Annotated in this window: 16 protein-coding genes, 1 pseudogene and 1 riboswitch; of the genes and pseudogenes, 13 read left to right on the top strand and 4 right to left on the bottom strand. The window is 44.6% G+C overall.

Translation table 11 applies throughout. The features are described 5' to 3' along the window. Positions 1-47 precede the first annotated feature (47 nt). Together AC04Q6_RS05065 and AC04Q6_RS05060 are read left to right on the top strand one after the other, a co-directional pair. Positions 48-925 (top strand): annotated as a pseudogene (locus AC04Q6_RS05065) (polysaccharide deacetylase family protein). 145 nt (positions 926-1,070) lie between these two features. Beyond that, the gene (locus AC04Q6_RS05060) at positions 1,071-2,393 is read left to right on the top strand and encodes a replication-associated recombination protein A (protein WP_021977868.1); all 1,323 of its coding nucleotides are present in this window, start codon (positions 1,071-1,073) and stop codon (positions 2,391-2,393) included. Between the two features lie 35 nt (positions 2,394-2,428). Here AC04Q6_RS05060 and AC04Q6_RS05055 read toward each other — a convergent pair whose 3' ends face one another. Genes AC04Q6_RS05055 through AC04Q6_RS05045 form a run of 3 tightly spaced genes read right to left on the bottom strand, consistent with a single transcriptional unit; the run spans position 2,429 to position 4,586 of the window. Continuing rightward, positions 2,429-2,941 carry a DUF4364 family protein gene (locus AC04Q6_RS05055; protein WP_021977867.1) on the bottom strand — a complete coding sequence of 171 codons (513 nt, stop codon included), beginning with the start codon at positions 2,939-2,941 and terminating at the stop codon, positions 2,429-2,431. Positions 2,942-2,955: 14 nt separating this feature from the next. Next, on the bottom strand, positions 2,956-3,897 hold the full coding sequence (gene mnmL / locus AC04Q6_RS05050) for a tRNA modification radical SAM protein MnmL/YtqA (protein WP_118070629.1): 942 nt from the start codon (positions 3,895-3,897) through the stop codon (positions 2,956-2,958). Continuing rightward, positions 3,897-4,586, bottom strand: coding sequence for a YesL family protein (locus AC04Q6_RS05045; protein WP_021977865.1), 690 nt, complete (start codon positions 4,584-4,586; stop codon positions 3,897-3,899). The genes mnmL and AC04Q6_RS05045 overlap by 1 nt, the downstream gene beginning before the upstream one ends. Positions 4,587-4,825: 239 nt before the next feature. Between AC04Q6_RS05045 and AC04Q6_RS05040 the strand changes: the two genes are divergently transcribed. Further along, positions 4,826-5,143 (top strand): YerC/YecD family TrpR-related protein, encoded by a 318-nt coding sequence (locus tag AC04Q6_RS05040; protein WP_118070631.1) that lies wholly within the window; start codon positions 4,826-4,828, stop codon positions 5,141-5,143. A 130-nt stretch (positions 5,144-5,273) separates the two neighbouring features. On the opposite strand, the gene AC04Q6_RS05035 is transcribed toward AC04Q6_RS05040, so the two are convergent. Continuing rightward, complete coding sequence (locus AC04Q6_RS05035; RefSeq protein ID WP_118063742.1) at positions 5,274-5,894, bottom strand: DUF1836 domain-containing protein; 621 nt, start codon at positions 5,892-5,894, stop codon at positions 5,274-5,276. Positions 5,895-6,055: 161 nt separating this feature from the next. Here AC04Q6_RS05035 and pcrA point away from each other — a divergent pair, with 161 nt between their 5' ends. From pcrA to AC04Q6_RS04985, 10 genes are all read left to right on the top strand, one after another. Beyond that, positions 6,056-8,299 (top strand): DNA helicase PcrA, encoded by a 2,244-nt coding sequence (pcrA, locus tag AC04Q6_RS05030; protein ID WP_118070793.1) that lies wholly within the window; start codon positions 6,056-6,058, stop codon positions 8,297-8,299. Between the two features lie 101 nt (positions 8,300-8,400). Continuing rightward, a riboswitch (cobalamin riboswitch) is annotated at positions 8,401-8,690 on the top strand. Between the two features lie 106 nt (positions 8,691-8,796). Beyond that, positions 8,797-9,891: an ABC transporter substrate-binding protein gene (locus tag AC04Q6_RS05025; protein WP_118070633.1), complete on the top strand. Its 1,095-nt coding sequence runs from the start codon at positions 8,797-8,799 to the stop codon at positions 9,889-9,891. Positions 9,892-9,905: 14 nt separating this feature from the next. Next, a complete protein-coding gene (locus AC04Q6_RS05020; protein WP_227574163.1) occupies positions 9,906-10,991 on the top strand; it encodes a FecCD family ABC transporter permease in 1,086 nt (361 codons plus the stop codon). Next, positions 10,991-11,746 carry an ABC transporter ATP-binding protein gene (locus AC04Q6_RS05015; protein ID WP_021651662.1) on the top strand — a complete coding sequence of 252 codons (756 nt, stop codon included), beginning with the start codon at positions 10,991-10,993 and terminating at the stop codon, positions 11,744-11,746. Before AC04Q6_RS05020 ends, AC04Q6_RS05015 begins: the two co-directional genes overlap by 1 nt. Positions 11,747-11,782: 36 nt before the next feature. Further along, positions 11,783-12,136, top strand: a complete 354-nt coding sequence (locus AC04Q6_RS05010; RefSeq protein WP_118070635.1) for a CGGC domain-containing protein — start codon at positions 11,783-11,785, stop codon at positions 12,134-12,136. A gap of 219 nt (positions 12,137-12,355) precedes the next feature. Continuing rightward, positions 12,356-12,586, top strand: coding sequence for a hypothetical protein (locus AC04Q6_RS05005; protein WP_015526073.1), 231 nt, complete (start codon positions 12,356-12,358; stop codon positions 12,584-12,586). Between the two features lie 210 nt (positions 12,587-12,796). Beyond that, positions 12,797-14,371 (top strand): 23S rRNA (uracil(1939)-C(5))-methyltransferase RlmD, encoded by a 1,575-nt coding sequence (gene rlmD, locus AC04Q6_RS05000; RefSeq protein WP_118070637.1) that lies wholly within the window; start codon positions 12,797-12,799, stop codon positions 14,369-14,371. Positions 14,372-14,518: 147 nt separating this feature from the next. Continuing rightward, a complete protein-coding gene (locus AC04Q6_RS04995; RefSeq protein WP_021652511.1) occupies positions 14,519-15,691 on the top strand; it encodes an ROK family protein in 1,173 nt (390 codons plus the stop codon). A gap of 400 nt (positions 15,692-16,091) precedes the next feature. Further along, positions 16,092-17,120, top strand: a complete 1,029-nt coding sequence (locus tag AC04Q6_RS04990; protein ID WP_059086986.1) for a zinc-dependent alcohol dehydrogenase — start codon at positions 16,092-16,094, stop codon at positions 17,118-17,120. A 9-nt stretch (positions 17,121-17,129) separates the two neighbouring features. Then, positions 17,130-17,522, top strand: a complete 393-nt coding sequence (locus AC04Q6_RS04985) for a VOC family protein (protein WP_021652508.1) — start codon at positions 17,130-17,132, stop codon at positions 17,520-17,522. The last annotated feature ends 18 nt before the right edge of the window (positions 17,523-17,540 follow it).

Here is a 17,540-nt window from a genome sequence, read left to right as displayed (position 1 = left end):
AGTAAGAAGTCTTTTCCCGGGGATTTTTTCATATATTGTGGAAAAGTATGTTTGATCCGGCGGGAGATATGGATAAGCGAAAAAAATATTTCCGGGCAGTGACAGTGGCGCTGCTGCTGATCGCGTTCAGTGGATATGGAAAAATTTCAGACCGTGCGTTTCGGATGCAGGTGGTCAGGATGATCGCCGGTGAGGGGATGATCCGGCTGGTGGAGGCGCAGTATGTGGGAAAAAGCAGTGGGCGGGAAAACAGGAGTTATGAGGAGGCAGAACAAAAAGCAGGAAATATTGGCAGTGTTCAGAAAAAATATGGACAAAAAGCAGCAGACCCGGTGGCGGAAACTTTGTCTGACAGGAAGGACAATGAGGACCGTCCCAGGGCAGCACTCACCTTTGACGATGGCCCCCATGCAACATATACACCCTTGCTTCTGGATGGCCTGCATAAGCGTGGAATTCATGCCACATTTTTCTTATGGGAAAAAATATCGAGGGAAAAGAAGAAATCGTAAAACAGATGCAAAAAGACGGCCATCTCATCGGCAATCACACTTACGACCATGTACAGCTTGATAAGCTTCCCGGTGACCAGGCCTGCCAGCAGATCTTAAAGACAAATAATGAGATCTATGAGATCACAGGAGAATATCCTTTGTATCTTCGTCCGCCCTATGGAGCCTGGCCCAAAAATCTGGAACTCTGTGTGACCATGCTTCCGGTATTCTGGGATGTGGATACCCTGGACTGGAAATCAAAAAACGTTCAGTCTGTGGAAGAAATTGTAAAAAGAGAAGTGAAGGATGGCTCGATTATTCTGATGCATGACAGTTTTCCCACTTCTGTGGAGGCAGCTCTGGAGATCGCGGATATGCTTACGGAAGCGGGGTATGACCTGGTGACAGTGGATCAGCTGCTGGTGACGTAAACAGTAACGGAACATCCTCTTTGCCGCAGAGCAGAAACAATTGCTTTTTTGTGTGCAAACAGGTAAAATTATAAAAATAAGAATCGATCAGCTGCCGGAGCAGAACCGGCGGCAGTTTTTTACAGAAATTACAGGAGTGAAAACCATGGACTTATTTGAATATGCAAAGTCAAAAACGCTGGACCAGGAGTCTCCCCTCGCATCCAGGCTGCGTCCGCGAACACTGGATGAGGTGGTGGGACAGCAGCACATCGTAGGAAAAGATAAATTGCTGTATCGTGCCATAAAGGCGGATAAGCTGACATCTGTTATCTTTTACGGCCCTCCGGGAACCGGAAAGACCACCCTGGCAAAAGTCATCGCCAATACCACAAGCGCCAGCTTTACCCAGATCAATGCAACCGTAGCAGGGAAGAAAGATATGGAAGCAGTTGTAAAGCAGGCACAGGACGATCTCGGCATGTATGGAAAAAAGACCATTCTGTTCATTGATGAGATCCACCGTTTCAACAAGGGACAGCAGGATTATCTTCTTCCTTTTGTGGAGGATGGAACGATCATTCTGATCGGAGCTACAACGGAGAATCCATATTTTGAGGTAAACGGAGCGCTTCTTTCAAGATCCATCATTTTTGAGCTGAAGGCACTGGAAATACCGGAAATAAAAGAACTGATCCTGCGTGCAGTTAATGATCCGGAACGTGGAATGGGAAGCTACGGTGCGGTGATCGAGAAGGATGCCCTGGAATTTCTGGCAGATATGGCAGGAGGAGACGCCAGAAGCGCCTTAAACGCCGTAGAACTGGGAATTCTCACCACACCCCGTGATTCGGACGGTAAGATCCATCTGACCCTTGAGGTGGCTTCTGAGTGCATTCAGAAGCGTGTTGTACGTTATGACAAGAATGGAGATAACCATTACGATATTATTTCTGCCTTTATTAAGAGTATGCGGGGCTCAGACCCGGATGCGGCAGTTTATTATCTGGCAAAAATGCTTTATGCAGGAGAAGATGTGAAATTTATTGCAAGAAGGATCATGATCCTGGCCTCTGAAGATATCGGAAATGCGGATCCTCAGGCACTCTGTGTGGCAACGGCAGCAGCGCAGGCAGTGGAACGTGTGGGAATGCCGGAATCCCAGATCATTCTTTCGCAGGCAGTAACATACATGGCCTGTGCGCCCAAGAGCAATTCCGCGGTGAATGCCATACAGGAGGCCATGCGCTGCGTGAAGGCGAAGAAGACAACTGTGCCGGTACATCTGCAGGATGCTCATTATGGTGGCCACGAAAGCCTGGGTCATGGTATCGGATATAAATATGCCCATGATTATCCGAATCACTATGTAAAACAGCAGTATCTGCCATCAGAAATCGAAGGAGAACATTTTTACGAGCTCAGTGATATGGGATATGAAAAGAAACTGAAAGAGCATATGAAGAAGATCCACGAAGAAGCGGAATAAGAGAATCTATGTGAGAATGAAAATGGAGGAGCTTTTCAGAGAAGCTCCTCCATTATTTTGTCGTAGACGTTCTGATATTTATAAGGCCAGCTTTCACATACGGACTGGGCCGCAGCAAGATTGGGAACTTTGATGCTGAGATCAACAATACTGACACCGCCTTCGATAATCCGCAGGCGGACAGAGTAACTGCCCTCCTTGGTGGGGTAATAATCCGCAGGAGTGAGAAGATGTTCCTCAATTTTGCAGTGCAGGGAATTGAGATATTCCTCGACTTCTTTCTTAATGTCAGAAGAGAGTTCTCTGGAAAAATATTTCAGCGTATTTTTTCCTTCTTCAGTCAGTCGGTAATACGTGCGGTTGGACTGGGAAGACATTTCCACAAGATCTGCCTCCACCAGTTCGGAAACAGCCTGCTGAAGCTGAAAATAATTGGTATATTTCCGGTCCAGGATAAAATCTGTGATCTGTGAGTTAGTGAGATCCCCTTCGGAATTCTGAAGCATGTATAAAATGATAAGTTTGTAGGTTGTAAAAGGTGATGCCATAAGAATCCTCCTTTTTACTGGCTTTTTGAAAGAACCTCAAGGGCTTTTCCCTGAAAACTTTCTTTTTCTTTCATCCGGTGATGAAGAAGATTTAAAACTTCACGTTTGCGGCTGGCCCATAAAGGTGCGATCAGCAGATCTTTCGGGCCGTCCCCTGTTACACGGTGGATCACGATATCCGGTCTGAGATGTTCCAGACAGTCAATGACAAGGTTCAGATACTCGTCCCGTTCATAAGTGCGGAAAAGACCGGCTTCATGATCAGCGGCAAGATCTGTACCACGCAGTACATGAAGAAGCTGCAGCTTGATCCCCTGGATATCCATGGCGTTCAGATAAGCCATTGTTTCCAGGATATCCTTCCTGCTTTCGCCGGGAAGCCCCAGGATGGTGTGGACGATCACTTCGATGCCGCCTGCGCGGAGATTTTTTACTGCGGTATCAAAACAGGACAGTGGATAGCCGCGCCGTATATATCTGGCGGTATCTTCATGGATAGTCTGGAGTCCCAGCTCCACCCACACCGGTTTGATCTGGTTCAGGGAATCAAGAAGCTCCAGTACATCATCTCCCAGACAGTCCGGTCTGGTACCAATGGACAGTGCCACGATATCCGGATGGGAGATGGCTTCTGTGAAGATCTTACGCAGGTGTTCCACAGGAGCGTATGTGTTTGTATATGCCTGAAAATAGGCGATATATTTATGAATCGGGCGTTTGGAAGAGAGACTTTTGATCTGTGTGTTGATCTGCTCTGTAATGGAAAGAGCGGCGTTTGCTGCAAAATCTCCGCTTCCGCCCTGGCTGCAGAAGATGCAGCCTTTTTTGCCCAGGGTGCCGTCACGGTTGGGACAGGACATGCCGCCGTTTAATGCAACCCGGTAGACCTTTTCGCCGTATCGCTCCCGGAGCATATAGTCCAGAGAGTGGTAAGGCTTGTCGTTCCAGCGTTTCATTATGCCTCTTTCAGTTCGTTTTTCTCTTCGTCGTTTTCGTCGTTTTCATCTTTCGGTATATAGTTATCGAAGATCTTTACAAAGATCTTTGATTTCCAGTAGGCCAGCGTGGAAAATCCCATCAGAATAAAAAGCATGATCAGGATGGATGTAAACTGTGCGTAGCTCACATAAGCAAAAAGCCACATCAGAAGGAGCGGAGATGCAGAGATCACAAGCATCAAAAGTGTCAGCGGAAGATGGCGGACGGACATCAGGAATGCATTTACAAAGGTATTCTTGACGGAATTAAAAAATTTGGAAAGGATCGGATAAATGTACAGAAGGATCATCGCATAGATCAGTGCAAATGCAATGAACAGACTGAAAAGTCCTTTGTACATAGCTCCGCTTCCGGCTCTGGCGATCCGAAGATCGATAAACAGAACAGCAGCGGTGAGGAGCATGATGATATTGATGATGGTCGCCTGTTTGAAGTTCTGTTTGAATGAGCGGAAAAAGCTGCGGGCAATATAAGATTCTTCGTCTCTTGCCATCTTCAGTGTGACATAGTAGAGAGCTGTTATGGAGGCGCCTGCGGTGACAATCGGAATACAGCAGAGGATGCACAGAAAATTCAGAAGAAGCAGGTCTGCTACGCGTCCCATGAACACGAAGAATTTGTTGTCCATGTTGAAAAAACGATTCATTTGATAAGTCTCCTTTTCTTTTGGATATTATTTTAAGTATACCCAATCACAGCAGAAAAAGCAAATCCCAAATGTTTTCCGGGGCAGTGGAAATGGAAAACGCAGGTGTCCGTCATAGAAAGACAAAAAAGCGAAATAGTTTATTAAATTTCCCTAAAATGCTTGCCTATCACGATTTAGAGTGTTAAAATATCAGTATTGTATCAGACGAAAATTATGTATTTTAAAGGAGCGTAACAATGAGCAAAAAAATCAGGACGGAGGCTGTGGATCATCTGTTTGAAGCGATCCTATGCCTGAGGGACAAGGAAGAGTGTTATACATTTTTTGAGGATGTTTGCACCATCAATGAGCTGCTTTCTTTATCTCAGCGCTTCGAGGTAGCCAAGATGCTTACCGATAAGCGTACATACCTTGATATTTCCGAGAAGACAGGAGCTTCCACAGCTACGATCAGCCGTGTAAACCGTTCCCTGAACTATGGAAATGACGGTTATGAGATGGTATTTGCACGTATGAAGAAGAATAACGAAGAGCAGGGTGGCGAAGCAGAATAGGACTTATGCCCATGCCGTGAATGATAACGGATAATGCTATAACGTAAAAAGAGACAGGCGATCATGCGTCTGTCTCTTTTCTTCATGCGCCTGGCGGCACACGTTTCCGACCGGATGTAAGAGCCGGATATTATTTGCCTTTTTTTGAGGAATCGGTATCTTTTGGAGAATTCATGTGGTCGATCATATTTTCGATGATCATTTTTTTCATGTATACGTCGAAGCTCAGCAGGCAGATAAAAGAAAACTGATGAAGGAATTCCTTATCTTCCGGATCAGCATCTTCGAATATTTCTCCGGCGCTTTTGAACCGGCGCATGAGATCTTTTTCCAGGTAACGGATCTGAGTCTGTTCCATACTGAAAACTTCCTGATAGATATAAGTCATATCTTTCTCAGTCATGGATTTGAAATATTTATCCGTGATCGGCCCGAGAAGAGTCTGGATGTCACTGATGGAGAGAATATTCTTAAAATAGTAAATAAAGATCAGCATCAGCAGATGTTCCCGGGAGTAGCGTTTCTTCTCCGGCGGGGGGAGAAGCTTATTCTTGGCGTAGTTGTTGATCATGGTCTTGGTCAGGATCTTGTCATCCTCGTGACGTTTGGTGGAAGCGAGATTTTCTTCCATGAAAGTAGTGACCTGATCCATGTAAAGATCGATGTTTGGGATTTCATCTGGTTTTATATAATCAAGCTCAGCAATTTTCGCAAAAATGCTGCTCATCATCTCTTTTTCGTTTCTTGTCATCACATTATCACCTCTGCTCCCTATTATATAGTTTTAAATACTACTTGTAAAGAAACTTTTTTCCGGGAAAATGAGAAAGTAAGGTTGTGGCTTTACCGGAAAGAAAAGACATGGTAGTATATAAAGATACTGTTGATATGGAAAAAGAAATGGAGATCAAAATGAGTATACAGGATGCTTTGGACACATTGAATCCCATGCAGCGGGAAGCTGCTGTACATACAGAGGGGCCGCTTCTGATTCTTGCAGGAGCCGGTTCCGGAAAAACAAGAGTGCTGACTCACAGGATTGCCTATTTAATGGAGGAAAAGGGCGTCAATCCCTGGAATATCCTGGCGATCACCTTTACCAACAAGGCTGCCAGTGAGATGCGGGAACGTGTAAATAAAATTGCGGGAATGGGCGCAGAGAGCGTATGGGTTTCTACCTTTCATTCCGCATGCGTGAGGATTTTACGCAGACATATTGAAGTGCTGGGATTTAGCAGTAATTTTACCATCTATGATACCGACGACCAGAAGACAGTCATGAGGGAAATCTTCCGGAAATTCAGTATCAATACAAAAATTTATAAAGAACGCGCTGTTCTTGCGGAGATTTCCCATGCCAAGGATGAGCTGATCACGCCGGAAGAGATGGAGCTGAATGCGGGAAGTGATCCGGATGCACGGAAGATTGCAGGCATGTATAAGGAATACCAGTCCATCCTCCGGGGAAACAACGCCCTGGATTTTGATGACCTGATCGTGAAAACCGTGGAGCTTTTCCAACACAATCCGGATATCCTGGATTATTATCAGGAACGTTTCCGGTATATTATGGTGGATGAGTATCAGGATACTAACACCGCACAGTTTAAATTCGTAAGTCTTCTTGCGGAAAAATACAAGAATCTCTGCGTAGTTGGCGATGATGACCAGTCTATTTATCGTTTCCGTGGAGCAAATATCGGGAACATCCTGGGCTTTGAGAAGGTTTTCACTGAGGCGAATGTGGTACGGCTGGAGCAGAATTACCGTTCTACACAGAATATCCTGAACGCAGCCAACGAGGTAATTGCCAACAATACAGAACGTAAAGAAAAACGACTCTGGACAGAGAACGAAGAGGGTGATAAAGTTCATTTCCGGCAGTTCAACAACGGATTTGAGGAAGCGGAGTATGTTGCGGGAGAGATCATTCAGGGACGGCGTAACGGGAAATTCCAGTATAAGGACTGTGCGGTACTTTACCGGACCAATGCCCAGTCACGTCTCTTTGAAGAAAAATTTCTCCTGGCAAATGTGCCGTATAAGATTGTGGGCGGTGTAAACTTTTATGCCCGCAAAGAGATCAAGGATCTGTTAAGCTATCTGAAGACGATTGACAATGCCAGTGATGATCTGGCTGTGCGCAGGATCTTAAATGTACCGAAGAGAGGAATCGGAGCTACCAGCATCGGCCGGGTCCAGGATTATGCGGATATGATGAACCTGAGCTTTTATGATGCCCTCCGTGTGGTGGAGGAAGTACCGTCCATTGGCCGGGCAGCAGGAAAGATCAATGATTTTGTATCTTTTATCCAGGGACTTAAGAGTAAGGCAGAGGCTTATACAGTCCGTGAAACGCTGGAAGAAGTGATCGAACTGACCGGTTATGTGAAAGAGCTGGAAGCAGAAAAAACAGAAGAAGCTCAGGCAAGGATCGAGAATATCGATGAGCTGATCTCCAAGACCGAATCTTTCCAGGAAGCCATGGAAGAGGCAGGACAGCCGGCAACACTTTCCGCATTTCTGGAAGAGATCGCACTGGTGGCAGATATTGATTCCGTTGATCCGGATCAGGATTATGTGCTTCTTATGACCCTTCACAGTGCCAAGGGACTGGAATTCCCCAATGTATTTATGGCAGGTATGGAGGACGGAGTATTTCCGGGATATGCGTCCATCTGGTCCGGAGACCCGTCGGATATTGAAGAAGAGCGAAGACTCTGTTATGTGGGGATCACACGTGCCATGAAGGAACTGACATTAACCTGTGCAAAACAGCGTATGATCCGTGGAGAGACCCAGTACAACCGTGTATCACGCTTTGTAAGGGAAATTCCAAGAGAATTGGTGGATCTTGGACATACGATTCAGGAGAAAAAGCCCAGAGTAGATGATATCGTATCTCCGAAAAGCGCCTATGCCCAGATGAAAATGAATTTCCAGGCAAAGAGCACCCTGCAGAAAAAAGATTTCACAGTGAAGAAGGCGGACAGCCTGGACTATGGTGAGGGAGACACGGTCCGTCATGTGAAATTCGGAGTCGGTATCGTAAAAAATATCGCAGACGGCGGCAGAGACTACGAAGTGACGGTAGACTTTGACAAAGTCGGCGTGAAAAAAATGTTCGCCGGTTTTGCCAAGCTGAAAAAGATCTGAGAGGGATCTCTCCGGGCAGACTATTTCTGCAAAAAACTGTAAAAATCCGGCCTCAAGGTTGTAATTGGAAAACCGGTATGTTAGAATCAGTATCAGCGTAATTGAATTGCTGTGAAGTGAACAGTATCACCGGCACATATGCTGCCGGATACTGTGAGAGGGAATCGGGTAAAAAGCCTGAGCGGTTGCGGCCACTGTATACAGAAGAAGGGATTTCACATGCCATTGCAGAAACTCATGTGAGAAGGCGAAATCCCGATGTCAGAGAGATTCTGGAGAAAATTCTGATATATCATTCATGATCGGCTAAAAGATGAATGGTGTATCAGTTTTTATTTTGCGGAGTTTTTTCTGAGTCTGTAAGTCAGGAAACCTGCTTGACAGTATGTAAGTGGGAGCTTCCGTACAAAGTGTTCCGTGCAGATTTTATGAAGCCCCATCTTTTCGGTTACCCATAGGCAACAGGAGATAAAACAGGCGAAAAGAGAGGAAATGAAATGAAAAACAAGTATGTATCCACAAGAATCATGGCAATGGTAATGGCAGCGGCAATGACCGTATCAGCAACTCCGGCTGTTTATGCCGCAGAGAGAGCAGACTCCGAGACCATCAAGGAAGACAACCAGCCGGCAGCAGAAGACAGTACAGAGTCTGCAGACACCGAAGATTCTTCCGCAGAGGCAACCAAGACAGAATATCCTCTGACCATCACAACCTATGATTACGATGGAAACGAAATCGAAACCACTTATGAAAAAGCACCGGAAAAAGTCCTTGCTGTATATCAGGGAAGCATTGAGACTATGCTCGCACTTGGTCTGGAAGACCACCTGGTAGCTACCGCAGGTCTTGATAATGAAGTTCCGGAAGATCTCAAAGAAGCATTCTCAAAAACAAATTATCTTGACGAATTTACCCCATCCCTTGAAACTGTAACAATGCTGGAGCCGGACATGATCTTATCCTGGAGCTCTCTTTTCTCTGATAAGAATCTGGGAAATGTAACAGACTGGATCGACAAAGGCTGCAACACCTACTACAACACCAATACTCGTCCGGACGGCGACAGAACACTGGAAAATGAATTCACAGATATCTTAAATATCGGAAAGATCTTCGATGTACAGGACAAAGCACAGGCTATCGTTGATGATGCAAAAGCAGTGATCGACAAAACTCTTACTGCAACTGCAGATGTAAAAGACAAACCAAGCGTAATGGTATTGGAGCCTCTTGGAGATGACATCACAAACTATGGCGTAAAGAGCCTTGGCGGAGATATGGTAACACAGTTAGGCGCAACTCTTGCAAACCCGGATGCTTCCACCGTTGGAAAAGAGGATATCATCGCAGCCAACCCTGACGTGATCTTTGTGGTTTACATGCCATATGCAGGAGATGATCCGGAAACTGTTAAGAACAGCCAGCTTGCAGTGATCCAGGATGATGAGTCCCTGAAGAGCCTTGACGCAGTAAAGAACGGACGTGTTTACCCGATCATGCTCAGTGAGATGTATGCAAGTGCAACACGTACCCAGGACGGAATCGAAACTTTTGCAAAGGGATTATATCCGGACGTAAATCTTGACTGATCGGAGAAAATGCAGTGAAAGAAACAGCTTCACAGAGAAAAAAAGATAAGGTGCTCAGAACATCCATGTATGTGGCAGTTCTCATCGGACTTGCAGGATTCCTTATTTTTTCCATACTTGCAGCCATCACTTTTGGAAATGCGGATCTGTCACTGAAGGATGTATACAGCGTTATCGCTTATAAATTGTTTCATATAAAAAGTCTGTCCGCCTATGCGGAAGGCGCAGTTCATGATGTTGTGTGGCTGATCCGGCTGCCTAGAGTCCTTCTGGCTCTGGCAGTTGGAATGGCTCTTTCCGTGTGCGGCGTGGTGATGCAGGCTATCGTGCAGAACCCGCTGGCAGACCCGTATGTGCTGGGTATCTCATCTGGTGCATCTCTGGGTGCCACACTGGCCATCATGCTTGGAATCGGAAGCTTTCTTGGTGGAAACTCTGTGGGAATCACAGCTTTCATTGGCGCGATGATCACTTCTTTTGCGGTGATCGCCATTGCAAACATGGGTGGAAAGGCAACTTCCGCAAAACTGATCCTTGCGGGAATGGCGGTCAGCGCAGTCTGTTCTGCTTTTTCCAATTTTGTCATTTATATTACCAATGACAAAAATGCGGCAACAGAAGTTATGAAGTGGAGCATGGGAAGTCTTGCCGGAGCAAGCTGGACCAGAGTGGGTGTAATGCTTCCGGTCACGCTGGTGTGCGTGGCTGTTTTCTGGACGCAGTACCGGAACCTGAATCTGATGCTTCTGGGAGATGACGTATCCATTACCCTTGGAACAGATCTGCACAGACTGCGGACTTTTTATCTGATCGTTGCTTCTGTTATGATCGGATTTGCCGTGTACTGTGCCGGTGTAATCGGATTTGTGGGACTGGTGATCCCTCATGTGGTCCGGATCCTTTTTGGAACAGATCACAGAAAACTGCTCCCCTTAAGTGCGCTTCTTGGTGCATCGTTTCTGATCTGGTGCGATGTGGCATGTCGTGTGATCCTTAAAAATTCCGAGATGCCCATCGGTGTGCTGGTATCCATTATCGGTGCTCCCTGCTTTATTTATCTGCTTGTGCGGAAATCCTATGGATTCGGAGGTGCCCGGTAATGAAGATCACCACAGAAAATATTCAGGTTGGCTTTCACGCCAGACAGATCCTGAAGGGAATCTCCATGGAATCCCAGGATAAGGAACTGGTAGGAATCATCGGACCAAACGGAAGCGGAAAATCCACTTTGCTGAAATGCATTTACCGTATTCTGAAACCAGACGCAGGAGCCGTGTATCTGGACGGCGAGGAGCTTCATTCCATGAGTGTTCGAAGCTCTGCGAAAAAAATGGCCGTGGTGGCACAGCACAATTATTATAATTTTGATTTTACGGTCCGCGAGGTGGTTCTTATGGGGCGTGCGCCTCATAAAAAGACTCTGGAACGGGACAATGCAAAAGATTACCAGATCGTGGATGAAGCGCTGAAAACCGTACAGATGGAGGCGTTTGCAGACCGTACCTTTTCCACTCTTTCCGGAGGAGAGCAGCAGAGGGTGATCCTGGCAAGAGCACTTGCCCAGCAGACCTCTGCACTGATTCTGGATGAGCCTACCAATCATCTGGACATTACCCACCAGATCATGCTGATGGAGCTGGTGAAAAAACTTAATGTAACCGTGATCTCCGCTATTCACGATCTGAATATTGCAGCAGCATACTGTGATAAGATCTATGTACTGAAGGACGGAGTTCTGGAAGGTTACGGAACGCCGGAAGAAGTCCTGACCCCGGAGCTGATCCGCAGGATCTATAAAGTAGAAGCGGAGATCGTTTACGACAGCCGCGGAAAGATGCATATTTTGTTTTTATGATTCTGGCTGTGAGGCGGGATGCATAGAGGGAAAAAGATGAAAAAGATCGGGATTTTGACATGCCTTAATTCCAATGATGTGTGTACCAGGGCAGGATGTCTGTCTGCATTTCGGGAAAGAAGAGATTTTTTTTCCGGCTATCCGGAAGATACGATTCTGGCAGCTGTGATGACATGCAACGGATGCAAAGACACCAATGCAAAAGAACCTGCTGAAGATGAGGGGATTTTGGAAAAGGCAGATCGGCTGGTCAGTGAAAAGATCAGCGTCATCCATGTCGGGGTATGCCGTCTGAATGAGGAAAAAAAGGAATGTCCGCGGATAACACAGATCTGCGGTCTGATAGAAGAACGCGGGATCAAAGTGATCCGAGGAACCCATAAAGAATAAGAGAAAACCGCCGTATCTTTCCGGAAATGCCGGAAATACGGCGATTTTTTTACAGAATGTTTCTGCGAAAATTTGTGTAAGTTCTGGTAAAACCAGACATATGGTGGTATAATAAGAACATTAAAAAAAGGCTCGGGTGCAGCGACCTCAAAAAACGCTGCGCTGCAGATTTACTGACAGAAAGTACAGCCGAACAGAAAGAAAGGATGGTGCAGTGTTATGAATTTAAATACAACAAAGCTTGAAGAACTGCTTGCGACACTGAAGAAAAAAGAAGAAGAGAAAGATAAGAATACAGTCCTTTGGGTACTGGCGATCATCGGTGCGGTTGCAGCTGTTGCAGGAATCGCATTTGCAGTATACCGTTTCTTCGCTCCGGATTATCTGGAGGATTTCGAAGAAGATTTTGATGATGACTTCGATGATTATTTTGAGGACGAGGAAGAGTAAGATCTTTCACCGGAACAGCTGTTTTGAACAGATCAGAATGGTTGTCTGCAGTGTATGAATATGAGAAGCGGATGATTGAAGCCCCGGCGCGATACCGGGGCTTGATTTTTGAATGCAGGCAGTGAAGCGATTGTGTTTGCGAGCAGACCGTAAAGCAAACTTGGAATATTCGATTTACTGCCTGCTGCTTATAAGACAGAAAGAGGATTTATGAAAAAAGGTGAAATTTACGAAGGTGTTATAGAAAAAGTGGAATTTCCAAACAAAGGCTTTGTATGGGTGGATGACCAGAAAGTCATTGTAAAGAACGGAATTCCGGGACAGAAAGTACGTTTTATGATCAACAAGAAGCGTTCCGGACGGGCGGAGGGACGCCTCTTAGAAGTTCTGGAGAAATCTCCGCTGGAGACAAGAGAACCGGCCTGTCAGGAATTCCCGGCCTGTGGCGGCTGTATGTACCAGACCATGAGTTATGAGGCGCAGAAAGAGATGAAGGAGCGCCAGGTAAGGGAACTTCTGGATGGGGCAGTCAGAGAAAGTATGGATAAGATCGGGAAGAACAGTGATGAGACAGAAGAAACTGAGGATACAGACAAGTTGTATCACTGGGATGGGATCTACGGAAGTCCTATCGAGTTTGGATACCGCAACAAGATGGAGTTTTCCTTTGGCGATGAGTATAAGGATGGTCCGCTGTCCCTTGGACTTCATAAGAAGGGCAGCACTTACGATATCTTGAATACAGATGACTGTAAGCTGGTGCATCCGGATATGACGAAAATCCTTGCCTGTGTGCGGGAGTTTTTCCTGGAACGAAATGCCAGTTTTTATAAGAAGCTTCAGCATGTGGGATATCTCCGTCACCTTCTTCTTCGAAGAGGCGTCACAAGCGGCGAGATCCTGGTCCATGTGGTAACTACCACCCAGGAAGAGTATGATCTGGAACCACTGAAAGAACAGCTCCTTGCACTTCCCCTGGAAGGTAAGATCGTGGGGATCATGCACATTTTAAATGATTCTCTGTCCGATGTGGTACAGAGTGATGAGACGAAGATCCTTTATGGAAAGGATTATTTCTACGAAGAACTTCTTGGGCTGAAGTTTAAGATCAGCACGTTTTCCTTCTTCCAGCCAAACTCCCTGGCGGCGGAGATCCTGTATTCAAAAGTCCGTGAATATGTGGGGGATACCAGAGATAAAGTAGTGTTTGACCTTTACAGCGGCACCGGCACCATAGCCCAGCTTGCGGCATCTGTTGCCAGTGAGGTGATCGGCGTGGAGATCGTGGAAGACGCGGTAAAAGCCGCCAGAGAAAACGCTGCACTTAACGGCATTGATAACTGCCGTTTTATTGCCGGAGACGTGCTGAAGGTTCTGGACGAGGTGCCGGAGAAACCGGATATGATCATCCTTGATCCGCCCAGAGATGGCGTTCACCCCAAAGCCCTTCCAAAGATCCTGGCTTACGGCGTAGACCAGATCGTATACATTTCCTGCAAGGTTACAAGTCTTGTAAGAGACCTCCCGGCATTTTATGAGGCAGGATATGAGATGACCCACGCCTGTGCAGTGGATCAGTTCTGCCAGGGCGTTCATGTGGAGACGATTGTTCTTTTGTCCCAACATCGACCCAAGAGTACTTGTCTCGATGAACGCGGCAGTCGGCAAATCGAGATGCAAGCATCTCGGCTTGCCTCGTTGCTCGCGCAAAAACCAGATGACACGATAGAGAGCGACTTAGATGAGCTGGATGCAACCAGTGCTGAGTTGAAAGCTCGTGATTAGAGGGAATGTGTCAGATTGGTAAATGGTATTCGTAATATGGCAGAAGAGATTGTGTTAAAAGAATTGGTGTTCTAAAGCGTGGAAAGCTCCTTCGGGAGCTTTTTGCTGTTTATAAGATAAATTCTGTCGGAGATTTATTATAAAACATTGCTTTACAAGAAGAATAAAAAAGCATATAATTCTTTTATAATATATTTAATAAAAGAGGGTAAGAAAACGGAAAATAAAGATAAAAAAAATATAACAAGAAAAAGAATAATTAATTATGTGCTGAACAATCATGTTACATCCAAGGCGGGAATCGCAAAAGATTTAAATTTGAGTATGCCGACTGTGTTAGCAAATGTGAATGACTTGTTAGAAAAAATGGTGTTGGAAGAAACTGGGGAATATGCTTCGACCGGTGGAAGAAAGGCAAAAAGTATAGGGATTAATAAGTCATACTGTCATGCAATGGGAATTTTGATTACAGCGAATCATATAGAAATGGTATTAGTAAATCTTGGAGATGAGATTATAAAAAAAGATCGCATCCGTTTAAAATTTACGGCAGAATTATCCTATTGTACAGAAGTGGCACAAAAGGTCAAAACTTTTCTTGAAGGCGAATTAGCGAAGGATACGCTACTTGGGATTGGAGTGGCGATTCCAGGAATTATTGATCAGAAAGAACGGATCGTTTTAAAATCCCATGCTTTAGGTATAGAGAATTATAGTCTGCGCTTTTTAGAGCAGGCTTTGGAAATTCCAGTATATTTTGAAAACGATGCTAATGCTGCAATGCTTGCAGAAAAAAAGCAAAAGTATCCAAATGCGATATATCTGTCTTTGAACCACACCTTAGGAGGCGCATTCTGCATAGATGGAAAGCTGTTTCGAGGGCAGAACCAGAAAGCAGGTGAGTTTGGTCACATGATACTCGTTCCCGGTGGAAGAAAGTGTTATTGTGGTAAAGCAGGATGTGCAGATGCATATTGTGCTGCAAGTGTACTGACACAAGATAACAGGCAGTCACTGGATGCATTTATGGAAAAAATTGAAAGTGGTGATGAAAAAATTTTGCAGACATGGAATGAGTATCTGGATCATCTTGCTGTTTTGATATCAAATCTGCGGATGGCATATGATATGGATATCATACTAGGAGGTGATGTGGGAGGTGTATTGTCAGATTATATGATACCACTGGGAGAAAAAGTGATGGCATATAATGGCTTTGAGCATGATGTTTCATACTTAAAAAATTGTTCGTATAAGAAAGAAGCGTCGGCTGTTGGAGCTGCGAAATACTTTTTTACAAAACATATGGCAGAATTGTAAATTTTTTGAACGCAGATAAGCAGTACACCGCATCTGGTGCGCAGGGCATCAAGCGTTGGGTAAGGGGATGTTCACTCTGTTGGAGTTAAAAGCTCCCACTGACAGGTTGCAAAGTGAATGCAGATGTCCGCTTTATATGTGTGAAAAACGAGAAGTTGTGTAAAATTAGAAAAAGATATTATAGTAAAAAACGGAAAGAAAACAGTAACTACGGTTTCCTTTCCGTTTTTTTCGTGTTGATTGTGAAAAATACACAAAAAATGTATTTTAAAATTATGAAATATATAAAATTATGAAAAACATATTGACAAATCGTGTTTACAGGATAATAATGTAATTGCTTTAATAAAACAATTTATAAAAGATCAAATAAAACAATATAAATAAGGAGGAAACAATTATGTTACAGCAGGTAATGACAAATCCAGGAGAAATTATTTTCAGAGAGGTTCCGGTTCCGGAGGTAAAGGAAAATCAGGTGTTGGTAAAGATTATGAATATTGGTGTTTGTGGATCAGATATTCATGTTTATCATGGAAAACATCCGTTTACAAAATATCCGGTAACACAGGGACATGAGGTTTCTGGTGAGATTACAGAACTTGGAAAAAATGTCACAGAGTTTCATGTGGGACAGAAGGTGACGATAGAGCCTCAGGTATATTGTGGACATTGCTATCCATGTCGTCATGGAAAGTATAATCTCTGTGAGGAATTAAAAGTAATGGGATTTCAGACGACAGGAACAGCATCTGAGTATTTTGCAGTGGATGCATCTAAAGTAACACCTATTCCAGAAGATATGTCCTATGAAGAAGGAGCTATGATCGAACCTCTTGCGGTGGCAGTTCATGGTGTAAAACAAATGGGCGATGTGGCTGGCATGAATATTGTAGTCCTTGGCGCAGGACCGATCGGAAATCTCGTGGCACAGGCAGCAAAAGGAATGGGGGCAGCGAAAGTGATGATCACAGATATCAGTGATCTTAGACTGGCAAAGGCAAAAGAATGTGGAATTGATGTGTGTGTGAATACCAAAAATAAAGACTTCGGTGAGGCAATGATCGAAGCATTTGGACCGGATAAGGCGGATGTGATCTACGACTGTGCCGGAAACAATATTACAATGGGACAGGCAATTAAATATGCAAGAAAAGGAAGCACGATCGTACTGGTGGCTGTTTTTGCAGGAATGGCAGAAGTAGATCTTGCAGTGGCAAATGACCACGAACTTGACATTAAGAGCACGATGATGTACCGCCATGATGATTACATAGATGGAATCAGACTGGTAAATGAGGGCAAAGTTCATTTGAAACCGCTCATCTCAAAGACATTTGCTTTTAAAGATTATCTGAAGGCGTACCAGTATATTGATGATAACCGCGAGACAACGATGAAAGTAATTATCAACGTCAGTGAAAAGTAAGGAGTTCGTATGGAAAATAAATATGGAATTGTCGGAGTTGCTCATATCGGGCTTCCGACAAACGATTTGCAGAAAACAGTTGAGTTTTATAAGAGTCTTGGATTTGAAGTAATTATGCAGTCTTATAATGAAAAAGCAGGGGAAAAAGTGGCATTTTTACAGATAAAAAATTACTGTATAGAGACTTTTGAAAATGGGCAGGCGGCAATGTCAGACGGTGCATACCAACATGTTGCACTTGATGTGGAAGACATTGAAAGTATGTATCAGAAAATCTGCAATGAAAAATACACAATTATTACAGACGGAATCGAAGAACTGCCATTTTGGGAAAATGGTGTGAAGTTTTTTATGATCAAGGGCCCAAATGAGGAAAGAATAGAGTTCTGTCAGAAACTCTGATAAAAATAGGAGGGGCAT

The organism is Blautia sp. HA9023, from assembly GCF_056504095.1.
Note: the sequence above shows the minus strand (reverse complement) of the source record. Positions and strands in the feature narration are given on the sequence as shown.

What these genes read in the sequence shown, in the direction of transcription:
- AC04Q6_RS05060 (WP_021977868.1), top strand. Translation starts at nt 1,071, where the DNA reads ATGGACTTATTTGAATATGCAAAGTCAAAAACGCTGGACCAGGAGTCT.
- AC04Q6_RS05055 (WP_021977867.1), bottom strand. Translation starts at nt 2,941, where the DNA reads ATGGCATCACCTTTTACAACCTACAAACTTATCATTTTATACATGCTT.
- mnmL (WP_118070629.1), bottom strand. Translation starts at nt 3,897, where the DNA reads ATGAAACGCTGGAACGACAAGCCTTACCACTCTCTGGACTATATGCTC.
- AC04Q6_RS05045 (WP_021977865.1), bottom strand. Translation starts at nt 4,586, where the DNA reads ATGAATCGTTTTTTCAACATGGACAACAAATTCTTCGTGTTCATGGGA.
- AC04Q6_RS05040 (WP_118070631.1), top strand. Translation starts at nt 4,826, where the DNA reads ATGAGCAAAAAAATCAGGACGGAGGCTGTGGATCATCTGTTTGAAGCG.
- AC04Q6_RS05035 (WP_118063742.1), bottom strand. Translation starts at nt 5,894, where the DNA reads ATGACAAGAAACGAAAAAGAGATGATGAGCAGCATTTTTGCGAAAATT.
- pcrA (WP_118070793.1), top strand. Translation starts at nt 6,056, where the DNA reads ATGAGTATACAGGATGCTTTGGACACATTGAATCCCATGCAGCGGGAA.
- AC04Q6_RS05025 (WP_118070633.1), top strand. Translation starts at nt 8,797, where the DNA reads ATGAAAAACAAGTATGTATCCACAAGAATCATGGCAATGGTAATGGCA.
- AC04Q6_RS05015 (WP_021651662.1), top strand. Translation starts at nt 10,991, where the DNA reads ATGAAGATCACCACAGAAAATATTCAGGTTGGCTTTCACGCCAGACAG.
- AC04Q6_RS05010 (WP_118070635.1), top strand. Translation starts at nt 11,783, where the DNA reads ATGAAAAAGATCGGGATTTTGACATGCCTTAATTCCAATGATGTGTGT.
- AC04Q6_RS05005 (WP_015526073.1), top strand. Translation starts at nt 12,356, where the DNA reads ATGAATTTAAATACAACAAAGCTTGAAGAACTGCTTGCGACACTGAAG.
- rlmD (WP_118070637.1), top strand. Translation starts at nt 12,797, where the DNA reads ATGAAAAAAGGTGAAATTTACGAAGGTGTTATAGAAAAAGTGGAATTT.
- AC04Q6_RS04990 (WP_059086986.1), top strand. Translation starts at nt 16,092, where the DNA reads ATGTTACAGCAGGTAATGACAAATCCAGGAGAAATTATTTTCAGAGAG.
- AC04Q6_RS04985 (WP_021652508.1), top strand. Translation starts at nt 17,130, where the DNA reads ATGGAAAATAAATATGGAATTGTCGGAGTTGCTCATATCGGGCTTCCG.